This window comes from Sphingomonas sp. LHG3406-1 (assembly GCF_029637485.1).
In the GTDB taxonomy this organism is placed as follows: Bacteria; Pseudomonadota; Alphaproteobacteria; order Sphingomonadales; family Sphingomonadaceae; genus Sphingomicrobium.
Genome location: NZ_CP069128.1, coordinates 1,761,109 through 1,774,228, shown reverse-complemented (window position 1 = coordinate 1,774,228; position 13,120 = coordinate 1,761,109). Strand labels below are relative to the sequence as shown.

Below are 13,120 nucleotides of genomic sequence, written 5' to 3'. Positions count from 1 at the left end.
GATGAACGTTCATCTCCGGTAACAGGAGCCGTGGCGATAAGCGCCTGAACTGATTTTGGGTCAAATTGTTCGGGGATGGAAATGCGCGGGTTGGTTGCGGGTTCGGTGATGCTGGCTCTGGGCGCTGGAACGGCTTGGGCGCAGACGCGCCCGCCGGTGGCGCCGAACATGGCTCCGGCCGCGCCGGTCGCCACGGCTCCGCGGGCCGATCCGCTCGCCCCGGCGCCCGCGCAGCCAGGCAGCCCCGTAGCGCCGGAGGCGCCGCCGGTGGTCGAGCTTCCCCCGCCCGTATGGCAACAGGCCCAAGTCGCCGAACTGCTCGCCTACGTCCGGCAGGTCGGCCGCGAGGGCCTCGATCCGCGCGACTATGACCTTCCCCTGCTCGAGGCGGCAATGAAGGGCGGCGATCCGGTCGCGATGTCGGCGGTTGCGACCACCACCTTCAACAAGGTCGCGACCGATCTCGCGCTCGGCCACGTCCGCGGATCGTCGCGGGTCCAGTGGTACGTGCGCGACCCCGACCTGCCCGAAGGCGCGCTTCGCACGCATCTCGACCAGGCGATCGGCGGGGTCGGCATCGCGACCGTGCTGAACGGCCTGCTTCCGACGCACCCGCAATATCTCTCGCTCAAGGCCGCGCTCGCCAAGGCCGACCCGAACGATTCGGCGACAGTGGGCAAGATCCGCATCAACATGGATCGCTGGCGCTGGCTGCCGCGCGACCTCGGCAGCCGTTATATCATCGTCAACGTGCCCGGCGAACACGCCACCCTCGTCGAGGATAGCGTCACTCGCTGGAAGCGGCGGGCGATCGCCGGCGCGGTGAAGACCCCGACCCCGCAGCTTGCGGTGCAGGCGACCGGCGTGGTCCTCAATCCCTGGTGGGAGGTGCCGCCGAGCCTGTCGCGCGAAGTGGCGGGCAAGGCCGGCTATGTCGCGGTCAAGCGCAAGGACGGGACCGTGCAGCGCTGGCGGCAGCCGCCGGGGCCCGGCAATGCGCTCGGCAAGATCAAGTTCACCATGTACAATCCGCAGAACATCTATCTGCACGACACCAACAACCGCGGCCTGTTCGACGCGCGTTCGCGCTTTCTCAGCCACGGCTGCATCCGCACCGAGCATATCCTCGACCTCGCGGCCGAGCTGCTGAGTGACGATGGCGGCGAGTGGACGCGCGAGCGGATCGACGGCGTGCTCGAATCGAAGAAGACGGTCGCGGCCACCTTCGTGAAGCCGGTGCCGGTCTACATCGTCTATTTCTCGATTGCCGCGCTGAACGACGGCAACATCGTCAAGTATACCGATCTCTACAAGCGCGATGCGCCGGTGCTCACGGCCCTCAACGACCGTGACGGAGTAGCCAGGCCGAAGGTCCGGTCCGCCGCTAGGTAACAGAAAGGGCTCCCGAGTCAGGGAGCCCTTCTAGTTGTCGGTCCGGAGCGGCACCAACGAGGGAGCGACTAGGCCAGCTTGTCCGCGTAGATCATGCGGCCTTCACCAAGCGTGCGCATGATCTCGAAGTGGCTGTTGCGGCCGAAGGCGAAGCAGCCTTCCGAGCGGCCGAGCTTGCCGTGCGCACCGATCATGTCGGCCTCGGCATACCAGGCCTGGTGAACCACGATGGCCCGCTCCAGCGCATTGTTGTTCGACCAGTCGAGCCCGTTCAGCCGCATCGAGAGGCCGTACTTGCCATGGTAGAAGTCGGCGGTCGAATAGGCGCCATTCGATGTCGCATTGCTGCCGAAGTCGTTCGAGAACTGCTCAAGGAAGCCGGTGTGGCCACGGTCCGACCCGCGGCCGTGGGCGACGCGGTGGCTCTCGACCCGGCCCGAGGCCAGGTCGACGACATGGAAGCGCGGATCGCGACTGGCAGCCGAGAAGTCGGCGATGCCGATCCGGTCGGTGTGGCGAAGCGAAGAGCGATGCCGCTCCAGCGCCGCCTTGGCGCGTGCGAACAGCTGCGGATCGATGCCGCCCGGAGTGGTCGGCGCAGGCACGATCGGCGCATTGGCGATGGTCGGCGTCGCGGGGGCGAGCGGCGCCAGCGGCTCACCGGCGAACGGCTTCCGGCCCGCGATCAGACCCGGCAGATCGGCCGCGAACGCCGCGCCCGAGATGAGCGCAGCCCCGCCACCAAGACCGATGTGCCGAAGCATGTCACGACGATTGACGCTCATCCGTTGCCCCTTCAGATGTTTGGAAACGATGGAAAAGCCTATACACGGCAATAGGTTAATGCACGATAACCACGGGCAGGCGGCGGGCTCTTCCGAGCGCTTGGCAATGCCGCTTCGTCGCACCCGTCCCTTCGGGTTGTCGAATCACGGCATGCCTGTTAGAGGGCGCCCCTTCCGGGAGGCCTCTGGTCTGCCCGCAAGCCGCTTTGGTCGCCTGTCGGCCGGACCTTCCGGTCCGTGACAGTGCGATGCCTAGCCGTCCGCATTCGGCCGGCGTGGGCGCAACCTTAAGACAATGGAGTGACGGACTTTTATGCAAATCATCGTTCGCGACAATAACGTCGACCAGGCGCTGCGCGCGCTCAAGAAGAAGCTGCAGCGCGAGGGCGTCTACCGCGAGATGAAGCTGCGCCGTCACTACGAGAAGCCCTCCGAGAAGCGCGCCCGTGAGCGCGCCGCCGCCATCCGCCGCGCCCGCAAGCTGGAGCGCAAGCGTGCCGAGCGCGAGGGTGCGCGTTAAGCGCCGGACACCGGTTTTTCTTGACCCAAGCCAAGGCCGCCCCTTACCGGGCGGCCTTTCCTTTTGTGCCTCCCTTCCAAGCAGGACTGACCCGCATGAGCGCCACCCAGGTCCCCTTCCGCCCGATCTCCCGCGCCACGCGGCTGCGGCTTGCCTTCGGGCTCGTCCTGCTGGTGCTGGCCGGCGCCGCGCTGGCCTGGGCAGGTGCCGGGCAGATGCGGCCGGAAGTGACTGCGAGCGGGCTGCAGATCCGTACCATCAAGGCGGGCGAGGGTGAGCTGATCGGGCCGCAGGACGGCGTCATCATCGACTATGTCGGCACGCTCCCGGACGGGACCAAGTTCGACGAGGCGCAGGACGCCCCGCTGCTGGTCGCGCAGGTCGTGCCGGGCTTTGCCGAGGCGCTCCAGAACATGAAGCCGAACGGCCGCTACAAGGTCCGCATCCCGGGTGAGCTCGCCTACGGTGCCAACCCGCCGCCGGGTTCGCCCATCCCGCCGAACAGCCCGCTCGATTTCGAGATCGCCATCAAGCGGGTGGTGCCGAATGCGGCGGCGCAGATCGGCGCGCAGGGCCTTCCGCCGGGCGCCGAGGTTCCCCCGCCGACTCCGGCGCCGGGCCAGTAAGCCCCGGCCCGTGGCGTTCTGATCAGGCGCCTGTCCTCAGGCTCGTCCCAGCGCGCCCGCCACGAAGGCTGGTGAGCCAGCTGATCGGGTTCCACCAGCTGGCGGACCCGTCGAGGCTGAAGGTGATGAACTCGGCGCGGCCGCCGATATTCTCCCACGGCACCGCGCCGCCGAGCCCGGTCTCCTCAAGGCCGAATCGGCTGTCGGCGCTGCGGTCGCGATTGTCGCCCATCAGGAAGACGTGGTTGGCGGGCACCCTGACAGGCGAGAAATCATCGCCCTGCGACTGGCCGAGGTCGACCGTGTCGTAGGTGGCGCCGTTGGGAAGGGTTTCGCGAACGATCGGCAGCAAACAGGCGAAGCTGCCGTCGCCCTGCTGAACCAGCCGGCCCGCGAACTGCTCCACGCCGCACGGCGCGTTGGCGTCCACCGGAACCAGCCGCGCCGGCAGGACCTGGCGCTTGACCGGGATGCCGTTCAGGATCAGCCGGCCGTCCCGCACCTCGACCGTGTCGCCGGGAAGACCGACCACCCGCTTGATCCAGTCTTCCTTGCGGCCCGGCGGGGTAACGATGACGATGTCGCCCTGCCTGGGCAGGCTGCCGAAGATGCGTCCGGACTGCTGCGGCCAGAGATAGAAGCTCGGGCTGACCCACGACCAGCCATAGGGATATTTGCTGACCACCAGCCGGTCGCCCTTGAGCAGGGCCGGCATCATCGATTCCGACGGGATGTAGAAGGGCTTGGCGACGAAGCTGTGGAAGGCCAGCACGGCGACCAGCACCCAGAACAGGCCCTTGACCTCGCGCCACAGGGCGGAGCCCTTCTTGGCCGGTTCGGCGACGGCGGGGGGCGGCTCGCTGCCGGTCTTCGGAAGGTCGGCCTCGCTGGCCAGGGTCTCGCTCACTCAGGTCTCCGCAATCGGCACGGCTTCGAGAATGACGAACGCCTGCGCCCAGGGGTGGTCGTCCGTCATCGTCAGATGCACGCGCATGGCGTGGCCCGGAGGGGTGAGCGCGTCAAGGCGCTCGGCCGCTCCGCCCGTCAGTCGTAGAGTGGGCGCGCCGCTTGGCAGATTGACGACGCCGATGTCCTTCATGAACACGCCGTTCTTGAAGCCGGTGCCGACCGCCTTGGAGAAGGCCTCCTTGGCGGCGAAGCGCTTGGCGAGGGTCCCGGCGATGGTGAAGGGACGACGCCTGGCCTTGGCCTGCTCGGTGGCGGTGAAGACGCGGGTGAGGAACCGGTCGCCGAAGCGATCGAAGGAGGACTGGATCCGCTCGATATTGCAAAGATCGGAGCCGAGACCGACGATCATCGCGCGCTGTCCATCAGCTCGCGCATCCGCCGGATGCTCGCATCCAGCCCGACGAAGATCGCTTCGCCGACCAGGAAATGACCGATGTTGAGCTCGGCGAGCTGGGGGATGGCGGCGATCGGCTGGACGTTGGCGAAGGTCAGGCCGTGGCCGGCGTGGGGCTCGATGCCGTTCTTGGCGGCGAGCGCGGCGGCATCGGCGAGACGCTTGAGCTCGGCCTCGCGCTCTCCTTCGCCAAGATGGGCGTAGCGACCGGTGTGGAGCTCGACCACCGGCGCCCCGAGCTTCAGCGCGGCGTCGATCTGGGCAGCCTCGGGCTCAACGAAGAGGGACACGCGGATGCCGGCGCTGCCGAGCTCCCCGACGAAGCGGCGCAGGCTCTCCCGCATGCCATGGGCGTCGAGACCTCCCTCGGTGGTCCGCTCCTCCCGCTTCTCCGGAACGATGCAGGCGGCGTGTGGGCGGGTGGCCAGCGCGATGCGCAGCATCTCGTCGGTCGCGGCCATTTCGAGATTGAGGGGAAGCGCGATCTCGTTCTTCAGCCGGACGAGGTCGTCGTCGCGAATGTGTCGGCGATCCTCGCGGAGGTGGGCGGTGATGCCCTGCGCGCCTGCCGCTTCGGCGGCGTGAGCGGCGCGCACGGGATCGGGGAAGTCGCCGCCGCGGGCGTTCCGGATGGTCGCGACATGGTCGATGTTGACGCCCAGCCGGAGCGATGAAGCCATTGCCATGGGCCGGGAGATGGCAGCCGGGAGGGCTTTGTTCAATCAGGCAGCGGCGCGGCTGCCGGGCTTGATCGCGGGGATGGCGGCGAGTTCGGGCGGGAGGGCGTCGGCGGCGTAGGTCGGGACGTCGAGGCGGATCAGCGGCGTGAAGGGGACACCAAGGTCGGCACTGCCGTTGGAGCGGTCGACCAGCGACGCGGCGGCGACGACTTCCCCGCCCGCTTCGCCAATCGCCTTGATCGCCTCGCGGCTGGACAGGCCGGTGGTGACCACGTCCTCGACCAGCAGGACGCGGGTGCCGGGATCGAGGCGGAAGCCGCGGCGCAGCTCGAACGTGCCGGTCGGCCGCTCGACGAACATGGCGGGGAGGCCGAGTGCACGGCCCATCTCGTGGCCGATGATGACTCCGCCCATCGCCGGCGAGACGACCGCCTGGAGCCGGCTTCGAAGGGCCGGGGCGATCCGGTCGGCGAGGGCGCGGGCGAGGCGCTCGGCGCGGGCCGGGTCCATCAGCACCCGCGCGCATTGCAGGTAGCGGGGCGAGCGAAGGCCGGACGACAGGATGAAGTGACCTTCGAGCAACGCCTTAGCGGCCCTGAACTCGGCCAGTATCTCTTCCTCGGTCATCTGTTTCGCGCCTTCTTCGCCATGGTCTTTCGGCTGGCTTTCCAGTGCCGCGCAATAGCTTCAGAGACAAGCGCTTGAGAAGGGTGGAGCCCCTGCCTATAAGGCCGCCGATTTCAGGTGGGCCCGACCGGGTGCTCCTGTGGCTTGAACCTGTGACCGGGGTCGTGATGAACTTGAAGAAATGGATGATCGCGCTTGCTGCCGTCGGGCTCGTGCCGGCGGCCGCGCAGGGACAAACGGGCGCGAATCCGACCCCTGAGCAACAGCAGGCCGCATCGGCTGCCACCGGCCCCGCGGCCCCCGCGGGCGGCGAGAGCAGCGCTGTTCCGGCGGGCCCGAGCGCGGCTGCCGCCAATCCGAGCGCGACTCCGGCCGCCGGCGTCGACGCGACCGGCGCGAGCGCCGTCGCCCCTGGCGCCGCACCCGCGGCTCCTGCCTTCCAGCATGCAGCGCCGACGCCCGGCATCGGCATGCCCGATGGACGCATGGGCCTGCAGGACCAGTTCACGCCGGTCGGCCGCGAAGCCGCCGCCTTCCACAACAACTGGCTGCTGGTGCTGTGCGCGCTGATCAGCCTGTTCGTGCTGGCGCTGCTGCTGTGGACCATGGTCCGCTATCGTCGCGGCGCCAATCCGACGCCGAGCCGGACCAGCCACAACACGCTGGTCGAAGTAGTGTGGACCCTGGTTCCGGTGCTGATCCTGGTCGCCATCGCGGTGCCCTCGATCCGGCTGATCCGCCACCAGTACAGCCCGCCGCCGGCCGACCTCACCGTCAAGGTGATCGGCAACCAGTGGTACTGGTCCTACCAGTATCCGGACAATGGAGGGTTCGAGATCGTCTCGAACATGCTGAAGGAGCAGAACGAGGTCGCCGCCGGCGCCCGCTTCCGCACCGACGCCGACGGCCCGCGCCTCCTCGCGGTCGACGAGCGGCTGGTCATCCCTGCCGGCAAGACGGTGAAGTTCATCGTCACTTCGAACGACGTCATCCACAGCTTCGCCATGCCGGCCTTCTGGACCAAGACCGACGCCAACCCGGGCATCCTCAACGAGACCTGGGTCAAGGTCGACCGGCCGGGCGTCTATTTCGGCCAGTGCTCCGAACTTTGCGGTGCGCGCCACGCCTACATGCCGATCGCGGTCGAGGTGGTCACTCCCGAGCGCTTCGCCCAGTGGGTGGCGGCCAAGGGTGGCACCATGCCGGGCGCGACCCCGGCGGCGGCCGACAGCACGGCGGCGACCGTGGTCAGCCCGGCGGCGGTCACCGCCCCGGCGCCGGCGCTTCCGGCCGCTCCTTCGGCAGGCGCGCAGCCGGCCGCTCCCGGAAACACCACTCCCGGCGTCGCCAATCGCGCGACCGACGGCACCAATTAAGACGGATACGGACCCAAGATGGCCACCACCGCAGATACCCTCAAGCTGACCCCCGCCGAGGCCGGTCACGCCCATGCCCATGACGACCATGATCACAAGCCGGGCTTCTTCGCCCGCTGGTTCATGTCGACCAACCACAAGGACATCGGCACCCTCTACCTGATCTTCGCGATCATTGCGGGCATCGTCGGCGGCGCGCTGTCGGGCATCATGCGGGCCGAGCTGATGGAGCCGGGAATCCAGTATCTGACCGGCGCCTGGCCGATCGGGTCGGGCAGCGCCAACATCGACGAGGCCTATCACCACTGGAACGTCCTGATCACCGGCCACGGCCTGATCATGGTCTTCTTCATGGTCATGCCGGCGCTGATCGGCGGCTTCGCCAACTGGTTCGTGCCGATCATGATCGGCGCGCCTGACATGGCCTTTCCGCGGATGAACAACATCAGCTTCTGGCTGACCGTCGCGGGCTTCTGCTCGCTGCTGCTGTCGACCGTCACCAGCGGCGGCACCGGCATCGGCGCGGGCACCGGCTGGACCGTCTATGCACCGCTGTCGACCAGCGGCTCGGCCGGCCCGGCGGTCGACTTCGCCATCTTCGCGCTGCACCTTGCCGGTGCCGGCTCGATCCTCGGCGCGATCAACTTCATCACCACCATCTTCAACATGCGCGCGCCGGGCATGACCCTGCACAAGATGCCTTTGTTCGTGTGGTCGATCCTGGTCACCGCCTTCCTGCTGCTGCTGGCGCTGCCGGTGCTGGCGGGTGCGATCACCATGCTGCTGACCGACCGCAACTTCGGCACCGCCTTCTTCGACGCTTCGGGCGGCGGCGATCCGATCCTCTACCAGCACCTGTTCTGGTTCTTCGGGCACCCCGAAGTGTACATCATGATCCTGCCGGCGTTCGGCATCGTCAGCCAGATCATCGCCACCTTCAGCCGCAAGCCGGTGTTCGGCTATCTCGGCATGGCCTACGCCATGGTCGCGATCGGCGTGGTCGGCTTCGTCGTGTGGGCGCACCACATGTTCACCGTCGGCCTCGACGTGAACGTGAAGATGTACTTTACCGCCGCAACCATGATCATCGCGGTTCCGACCGGCGTGAAGATCTTCAGCTGGATCGCGACCATGTGGGGCGGGTCGATCACCTTCCCGACGCCGATGCTGTTCGCGATCGGCTTCATCTTCCTGTTCACGGTCGGCGGCGTGACCGGCGTGGTGCTCGCCAATGGCGGCGTCGACACCTACATGCACGACACCTACTATGTGGTGGCGCACTTCCACTACGTGCTGTCGCTGGGTGCCGTGTTCGGCCTGTTCGCGGGCTTCTACTACTGGTTCCCGAAGATGGCCGGGAAGATGTACAACGAGTTCCTCGGCAAGCTTCACTTCTTCGTGATGTTCGTCGGTGTGAACCTCATCTTCTTCCCGCAGCACTTCCTCGGCCTCGACGGCATGCCGCGCCGCTATCCGGACTATCCGGACGCCTTCGCCTACTGGAACTATGTCTCCACGGTGGGCTACATGGTGACGGTCGCGGCGATGGGCGTGTTCTTCCTGAACATCTTCTACTCGCTGTTCGCGGGCAAGAAGGCGCCCGACAATCCCTGGGGCGAAGGCGCGACGACGCTCGAATGGACCCTCTCGAGCCCGCCGCCCTACCACCAGTTCGACCATCTGCCGAAGATCGACTGATCCAAGGCTTCGCGAGTTGAGTAAGGCCCGTCCTGCCGATGCAGGGCGGGCCTTTCTCGTTGGAGCCGCGAAAGCCGGGTAGCCGTGATCCGGCGGCGAGGTGAGGGCGAAAAGCCCGTCTTCACCGTTGTGGGCATCGCGCAGGTGGCGCTGGCGGCCGTGGTGGGCAGATGGTGGCCGGCAGCGGTGCACGGCCGGACTGGCTGCCGCGCCCGCCCTAGGCCGACAGGAGGGCGGAATGAGACGGAGGTCGCCGTCGAGCCTTACTAGGCGACGCTCGCCTTCAGCGCCGCGACGCAGTCGGCATCGAGGGCGGTGCCGACCGCCTGATCCATGATCCGGAAGGCTTCCTCGACCGGAAGGGCGGCGCGATAGGGCCGGTCGCTGGTCAGCGCATCGTAGAAATCGCAGGCGGTGATGATGCGCGTCTCGCGACTGATGGTCGCGCCGCCGAGCCGAAGGGGGTAGCCAGCCCCATCCAGCCGTTCGTGGTGAGCGGCGGCGACGTCGGCGAGATCGGCCATGACGCCGATCCGACCGAGGATCTCGCGGGTATGGGCGGCATGGCCGCGCATCTCTTCCCACTCGCGCTCGTCGAGGCCGGCCGGCTTCTCGAGAATGGCGCTGGATACGCCGAGCTTGCCGACGTCGTGGAGCACGGCGGCTCGGCGGAGCCAGAAGGCGCGCGCCTGCGGAAGGCCAAGATGACCGGCCATGGCAAGGCTGAGTTCGCCGACCCGGCGGCTGTGCCCGGCGGTGAACGGGCTCTTGGCGTCGATCACTTGTCCGAAGGCATCCGCGATGGCGTCGAGATAATCCTCTCCGATGGTGGCGCCCAGCTCTTCGGGCGCCATGCGCACGACCCGGCCCTCGACCACCGAGGAGGTGAGGGTGAACCAGAAGTCCGGCTCGGCCGCCGCCGTTTCGAGCGCGCGGACGAGCCGTGGGTCGAACCAGCCGCCAGCCCGCCGGCGTGCCTCGTCGAGCGCGGCTTCCGCGCCGGCATGACCGTGGAAGACGTCGACCACCTGCGCCAGCAGAGCGATCTGAGAGGTGAGCGGGATGGCATCGCCGCGCAGGCGTCCTGGGCGGCCCGAGCCATCCCAATGCTCGTCGAGGCGATAGATTCCCTCGCACACGCTCGCCGGGAAGCGAAGGGTGCGGGCGATATCTGCGCCGCGCGTGCAGCGCGAGACGATCAGCTCCTGAGCGATGTCGCCGCCGTTGCGCAGGATGTTGCCGATCGCAGCCGCGCGGCGATGCAGGGGCTTGCCCCGTGCGGTCTTGCTGAAGACGAAGTGGAGGGTGGCAGCGAGGCTGGTGCCGACCGTCTTGTAGCCCTGCTTGAAGGCGCGGTCGTCGGCCTCGTACAGCTCGCAGATGCGGGCTGCATTGCTGGAGCAGCCGAGATCCTTCAGCAGCAGGACGTAGTAGAGATCGGCGAGTTCGGCCGCGGTGAGCCCAAGCGCTCGGCCGGTGCGCATTCCGATCCAGCAGGCGCGGATGCAATGACCAGCGGGCTGACCTTCAGTGAGGTCAAGCGCATAGCTGAAGGCCGCGATGATTTCCGCGCGGGTCGCCGTCGGGGCGTCGATACGCTGCTCGAACATCGCCGACCGTTAGCGACTGAGGTGTGAGCGGGATCTCTCCGGACGTGGTTAACCGCGGCAGGCGGCCCTGCCTTCGCAAGGGCTGCCATCGCTGCTTCAGGGGCGGTCCACGCGCCGGGCGGTGCGGATCTTGATCGTCGGTTCGAGCATCTGGCCCTTCATCGGGCCGGCACCCTTCTGAGGATCAACGGGCGAGGCGAAGATCGCCCTGACCACGTCCATGCCCTCCACCACCCGGCCGAACAGGGCGAAGCTGTCCTCGAAGCCGGGCATGGCGCCGACGGTGATGAAGAAGTCGCTGCGGGCGGTGCCGGGCCCGCCATTGGCCATCATCAGCGAGCCGGGTTCGTGGGTGAGGCCGGTGGCGCTCGGCGGCTCGTGCGCGATTGGCGGATAGAGCAGGCGGGCGTCCTTGGTGATGCCGGCCTGGATCAGGCCGTTGCCGCTGTCGGCCGGCATGGCCCGGTAGAAGGCGATACCATCGAAGCGCCTGGCATCGACGTAGCGGAGGAAGTTGGCGGTGGTGACCGGCGCGCGGCCGCGGTCGAGCGCAACCAGAATTGGACCTTTTTCCGTGTCGAGGCGGACATGGACGAGGTCTGCGGCCGGCGCGGTCGCCGGGGACGCCTGATCACCGGAAATCCGGGCCTGCGCCGAGGCGGAGCAAACGAGGGCCAAGGCGCTGAAAGCGAAAGCGATTCGGGTATGCATGGGATAGGCTTAGCCGTTCTCCCCGGAAAGCAGGAGACCTGTTGTTCGTCATTCCGGAGACCCGCCGGTGCCCCTGCTTTCGCAGGGGAGCATTCCTCCCTATATTCGCCCGGAATCATGGACCAAGCCGTTCCCACCCGCGACCTCCCGGCCGACTGGCGCGACCTGTTCGCGTTGACCAAGCCGCGCGTCATGACCCTGGTGGTGTTCACCGGCCTGTGCGGGCTGCTCGCTGCACCGGCGCCGATGCACCCGGTGCTCGCCTTCACGGCCGTCCTGTGCATCGCGCTCGGCGCTGGCGGGGCGGGCGCACTCAACATGTGGTACGAGGCCGACCTCGACGCCAAGATGAAGCGCACCGCCAAGCGGCCGCTCCCGGGCGGCCGGCTGAGCCCCGAGACCGCCTTCCAGTTCGCGGTCGGGCTGTGCCTCGGCAGCGTGGTGCTGATGGACCTCGCGACCAATCACCTCGCCGCCGGCATCCTCGCCTTCAGCATCTTCTTCTATGCGATCATCTACACGGCCTGGTTGAAGCGCCGGACGCCGCAGAACATCGTCATCGGCGGAGCCGCGGGCGCCTTCCCGCCGCTGATCGGCTGGGTCGCGGCGACGGGCAGCATCGACCTTCTGCCGGTGCTGTTGTTCAGCCTGATCTTCCTGTGGACGCCGCCGCATTTCTGGGCGCTCAGCCTGTTCGTGAAGAGCGATTATGCCGCTGCGGGCGTGCCGATGCTGCCGGTGACAAACGGCGTCGAGCATACCCGCAAGCAGATCGCGCTCTACACCCTGCCGATGGCCGCGGTGGCCATCGCCCCATGGCCTCTCGGCCTGACTGGTCCCCTCTACGGCGTCCTTGCCACCGTGCTGAGCGCGGTGTTTCTGCTTCTCAGCCTGCGGGTCCTCGCCAACAAGTCGACCGATCCGGCAACGATGGGCCCGGAAAGGGCCTTGTTCAAATTCTCCATCCTGTACCTTTTCGCCCTGTTCGGAGCGCTGGTCGTGGATCGTTTCCTGTGAGCCGGCCCGAGGACGAAGTGGTGCGCGCAAGGCAGCGCAAGGCGGCACGGGTGACGGCGATGCTGCTCTTCGCGTTCATCGCGCTGACCTTTCTTGTCACCATCGCGAAGCTGACGGTGAACCAGTGACGGCGGCATCCATCGACCCCAGGGATTTGGCCGCGAAGAACCGCAAGGTCGCGGGCCGTGCGGTGCTGTTCGTTCTGTTCATGATCGGCCTCGCCTATGCGAGCGTGCCGCTTTATCGCATCTTCTGCCAGGTGACGGGCTTCGGCGGGACTCCGATGCGGGCCGATGCGGCTCCTGGCGCGCAGGCCGTGCTGGCGCCGGTCGGGGTGCGTTTCGATGCCAACGTCAATGCGGCGCTGCCGTGGGAGTTCAAGGCGGAGACCAACAAGGTCAAGGTGGCGGCGGGCGAGCGGATCGTCACTTACTACACCGCCAAGAACCTGACCGCGCGCCAGACGACAGGCACCGCCAGCTTCAACGTCTCTCCCGCCAATGCCGGGCAATATTTCAACAAGATGGAATGCTTCTGCTTCACCGAGCAGACGCTGAAGCCCGGGCAGAAAGTCGAGATGCCGGTGGTCTTCTTCGTCGATCCGAAGATCCGGACGGACCCCGCCACGGCCCACATCGAGGAGATCACCCTCTCCTACACCTTTTACCCAGTGGAAAAGCGCGCCGAGGCTCGCTAGAGCGCGGTCCATTGTATG

General features: G+C 67.5%; 15 protein-coding genes. 8 read left to right on the top strand and 7 right to left on the bottom strand.

Annotated elements, in window-relative coordinates:
- Positions 1–108 precede the first annotated feature (108 nt).
- On the top strand, positions 109–1,392 hold the full coding sequence (locus JOY29_RS08595; protein ID WP_300973111.1) for a L,D-transpeptidase family protein: 1,284 nt from the start codon (positions 109–111) through the stop codon (positions 1,390–1,392).
- Positions 1,393–1,460: 68 nt separating this feature from the next.
- Here JOY29_RS08595 and JOY29_RS08590 read toward each other — a convergent pair whose 3' ends face one another.
- Positions 1,461–2,177 (bottom strand): murein L,D-transpeptidase catalytic domain family protein, encoded by a 717-nt coding sequence (locus JOY29_RS08590; protein ID WP_300973110.1) that lies wholly within the window; start codon positions 2,175–2,177, stop codon positions 1,461–1,463.
- 313 nt (positions 2,178–2,490) lie between these two features.
- Here JOY29_RS08590 and rpsU point away from each other — a divergent pair, with 313 nt between their 5' ends.
- A complete protein-coding gene (gene rpsU / locus JOY29_RS08585; RefSeq protein ID WP_029941857.1) occupies positions 2,491–2,697 on the top strand; it encodes a 30S ribosomal protein S21 in 207 nt (68 codons plus the stop codon).
- A gap of 95 nt (positions 2,698–2,792) precedes the next feature.
- Complete coding sequence (locus JOY29_RS08580) at positions 2,793–3,323, top strand: FKBP-type peptidyl-prolyl cis-trans isomerase (RefSeq protein WP_300973109.1); 531 nt, start codon at positions 2,793–2,795, stop codon at positions 3,321–3,323.
- Between the two features lie 22 nt (positions 3,324–3,345).
- Here the strand turns inward: JOY29_RS08580 and lepB are convergent, their stop codons facing one another.
- From lepB to pyrE, 4 genes are all read right to left on the bottom strand, one after another.
- Positions 3,346–4,137, bottom strand: coding sequence for a signal peptidase I (gene lepB / locus JOY29_RS08575; protein ID WP_300975514.1), 792 nt, complete (start codon positions 4,135–4,137; stop codon positions 3,346–3,348).
- Between the two features lie 93 nt (positions 4,138–4,230).
- Complete coding sequence (gene acpS, locus JOY29_RS08570) at positions 4,231–4,641, bottom strand: holo-ACP synthase (RefSeq protein WP_300973108.1); 411 nt, start codon at positions 4,639–4,641, stop codon at positions 4,231–4,233.
- Positions 4,638–5,366, bottom strand: a complete 729-nt coding sequence (locus tag JOY29_RS08565; protein WP_300975513.1) for a pyridoxine 5'-phosphate synthase — start codon at positions 5,364–5,366, stop codon at positions 4,638–4,640. Before JOY29_RS08565 ends, acpS begins: the two co-directional genes overlap by 4 nt.
- A 42-nt stretch (positions 5,367–5,408) precedes the next feature.
- Complete coding sequence (pyrE, locus tag JOY29_RS08560) at positions 5,409–5,993, bottom strand: orotate phosphoribosyltransferase (protein ID WP_300973107.1); 585 nt, start codon at positions 5,991–5,993, stop codon at positions 5,409–5,411.
- A gap of 167 nt (positions 5,994–6,160) precedes the next feature.
- Here pyrE and coxB point away from each other — a divergent pair, with 167 nt between their 5' ends.
- Positions 6,161–7,369 carry a cytochrome c oxidase subunit II gene (coxB, locus tag JOY29_RS08555; RefSeq protein ID WP_300973106.1) on the top strand — a complete coding sequence of 403 codons (1,209 nt, stop codon included), beginning with the start codon at positions 6,161–6,163 and terminating at the stop codon, positions 7,367–7,369.
- 18 nt (positions 7,370–7,387) lie between these two features.
- A complete protein-coding gene (ctaD, locus tag JOY29_RS08550; RefSeq protein WP_300973105.1) occupies positions 7,388–9,067 on the top strand; it encodes a cytochrome c oxidase subunit I in 1,680 nt (559 codons plus the stop codon).
- A gap of 266 nt (positions 9,068–9,333) precedes the next feature.
- On the opposite strand, the gene JOY29_RS08545 is transcribed toward ctaD, so the two are convergent.
- Positions 9,334–10,677 (bottom strand): HD-GYP domain-containing protein, encoded by a 1,344-nt coding sequence (locus tag JOY29_RS08545; RefSeq protein WP_300973104.1) that lies wholly within the window; start codon positions 10,675–10,677, stop codon positions 9,334–9,336.
- A 96-nt stretch (positions 10,678–10,773) separates the two neighbouring features.
- Entirely contained in the window at positions 10,774–11,355 is a 582-nt protein-coding gene (locus JOY29_RS08540) for a peptidylprolyl isomerase (RefSeq protein WP_300973103.1), read from the bottom strand.
- A gap of 150 nt (positions 11,356–11,505) precedes the next feature.
- Between JOY29_RS08540 and JOY29_RS08535 the strand changes: the two genes are divergently transcribed.
- The 3 genes from JOY29_RS08535 to JOY29_RS08525 are packed head-to-tail and all read left to right on the top strand — an operon-like array spanning position 11,506 to position 13,102.
- Positions 11,506–12,405, top strand: coding sequence for a heme o synthase (locus JOY29_RS08535; protein ID WP_300973102.1), 900 nt, complete (start codon positions 11,506–11,508; stop codon positions 12,403–12,405).
- Positions 12,402–12,533: a hypothetical protein gene (locus JOY29_RS08530; RefSeq protein ID WP_300973101.1), complete on the top strand. Its 132-nt coding sequence runs from the start codon at positions 12,402–12,404 to the stop codon at positions 12,531–12,533. Before JOY29_RS08535 ends, JOY29_RS08530 begins: the two co-directional genes overlap by 4 nt.
- Positions 12,530–13,102, top strand: coding sequence for a cytochrome c oxidase assembly protein (locus tag JOY29_RS08525; RefSeq protein WP_300973100.1), 573 nt, complete (start codon positions 12,530–12,532; stop codon positions 13,100–13,102). Before JOY29_RS08530 ends, JOY29_RS08525 begins: the two co-directional genes overlap by 4 nt.
- Positions 13,103–13,120: the final 18 nt, after the last annotated feature.

Coding starts and splice junctions, on each gene's coding strand:
- JOY29_RS08595 (WP_300973111.1), top strand. CDS start 109: ATGCTGGCTCTGGGCGCTGGAACGGCTTGGGCGCAGACGCGCCCGCCG.
- JOY29_RS08590 (WP_300973110.1), bottom strand. CDS start 2,177: ATGAGCGTCAATCGTCGTGACATGCTTCGGCACATCGGTCTTGGTGGC.
- rpsU (WP_029941857.1), top strand. CDS start 2,491: ATGCAAATCATCGTTCGCGACAATAACGTCGACCAGGCGCTGCGCGCG.
- JOY29_RS08580 (WP_300973109.1), top strand. CDS start 2,793: ATGAGCGCCACCCAGGTCCCCTTCCGCCCGATCTCCCGCGCCACGCGG.
- acpS (WP_300973108.1), bottom strand. CDS start 4,641: ATGATCGTCGGTCTCGGCTCCGATCTTTGCAATATCGAGCGGATCCAG.
- JOY29_RS08565 (WP_300975513.1), bottom strand. CDS start 5,366: ATGGCTTCATCGCTCCGGCTGGGCGTCAACATCGACCATGTCGCGACC.
- pyrE (WP_300973107.1), bottom strand. CDS start 5,993: ATGACCGAGGAAGAGATACTGGCCGAGTTCAGGGCCGCTAAGGCGTTG.
- coxB (WP_300973106.1), top strand. CDS start 6,161: ATGAACTTGAAGAAATGGATGATCGCGCTTGCTGCCGTCGGGCTCGTG.
- ctaD (WP_300973105.1), top strand. CDS start 7,388: ATGGCCACCACCGCAGATACCCTCAAGCTGACCCCCGCCGAGGCCGGT.
- JOY29_RS08545 (WP_300973104.1), bottom strand. CDS start 10,677: ATGTTCGAGCAGCGTATCGACGCCCCGACGGCGACCCGCGCGGAAATC.
- JOY29_RS08535 (WP_300973102.1), top strand. CDS start 11,506: ATGGACCAAGCCGTTCCCACCCGCGACCTCCCGGCCGACTGGCGCGAC.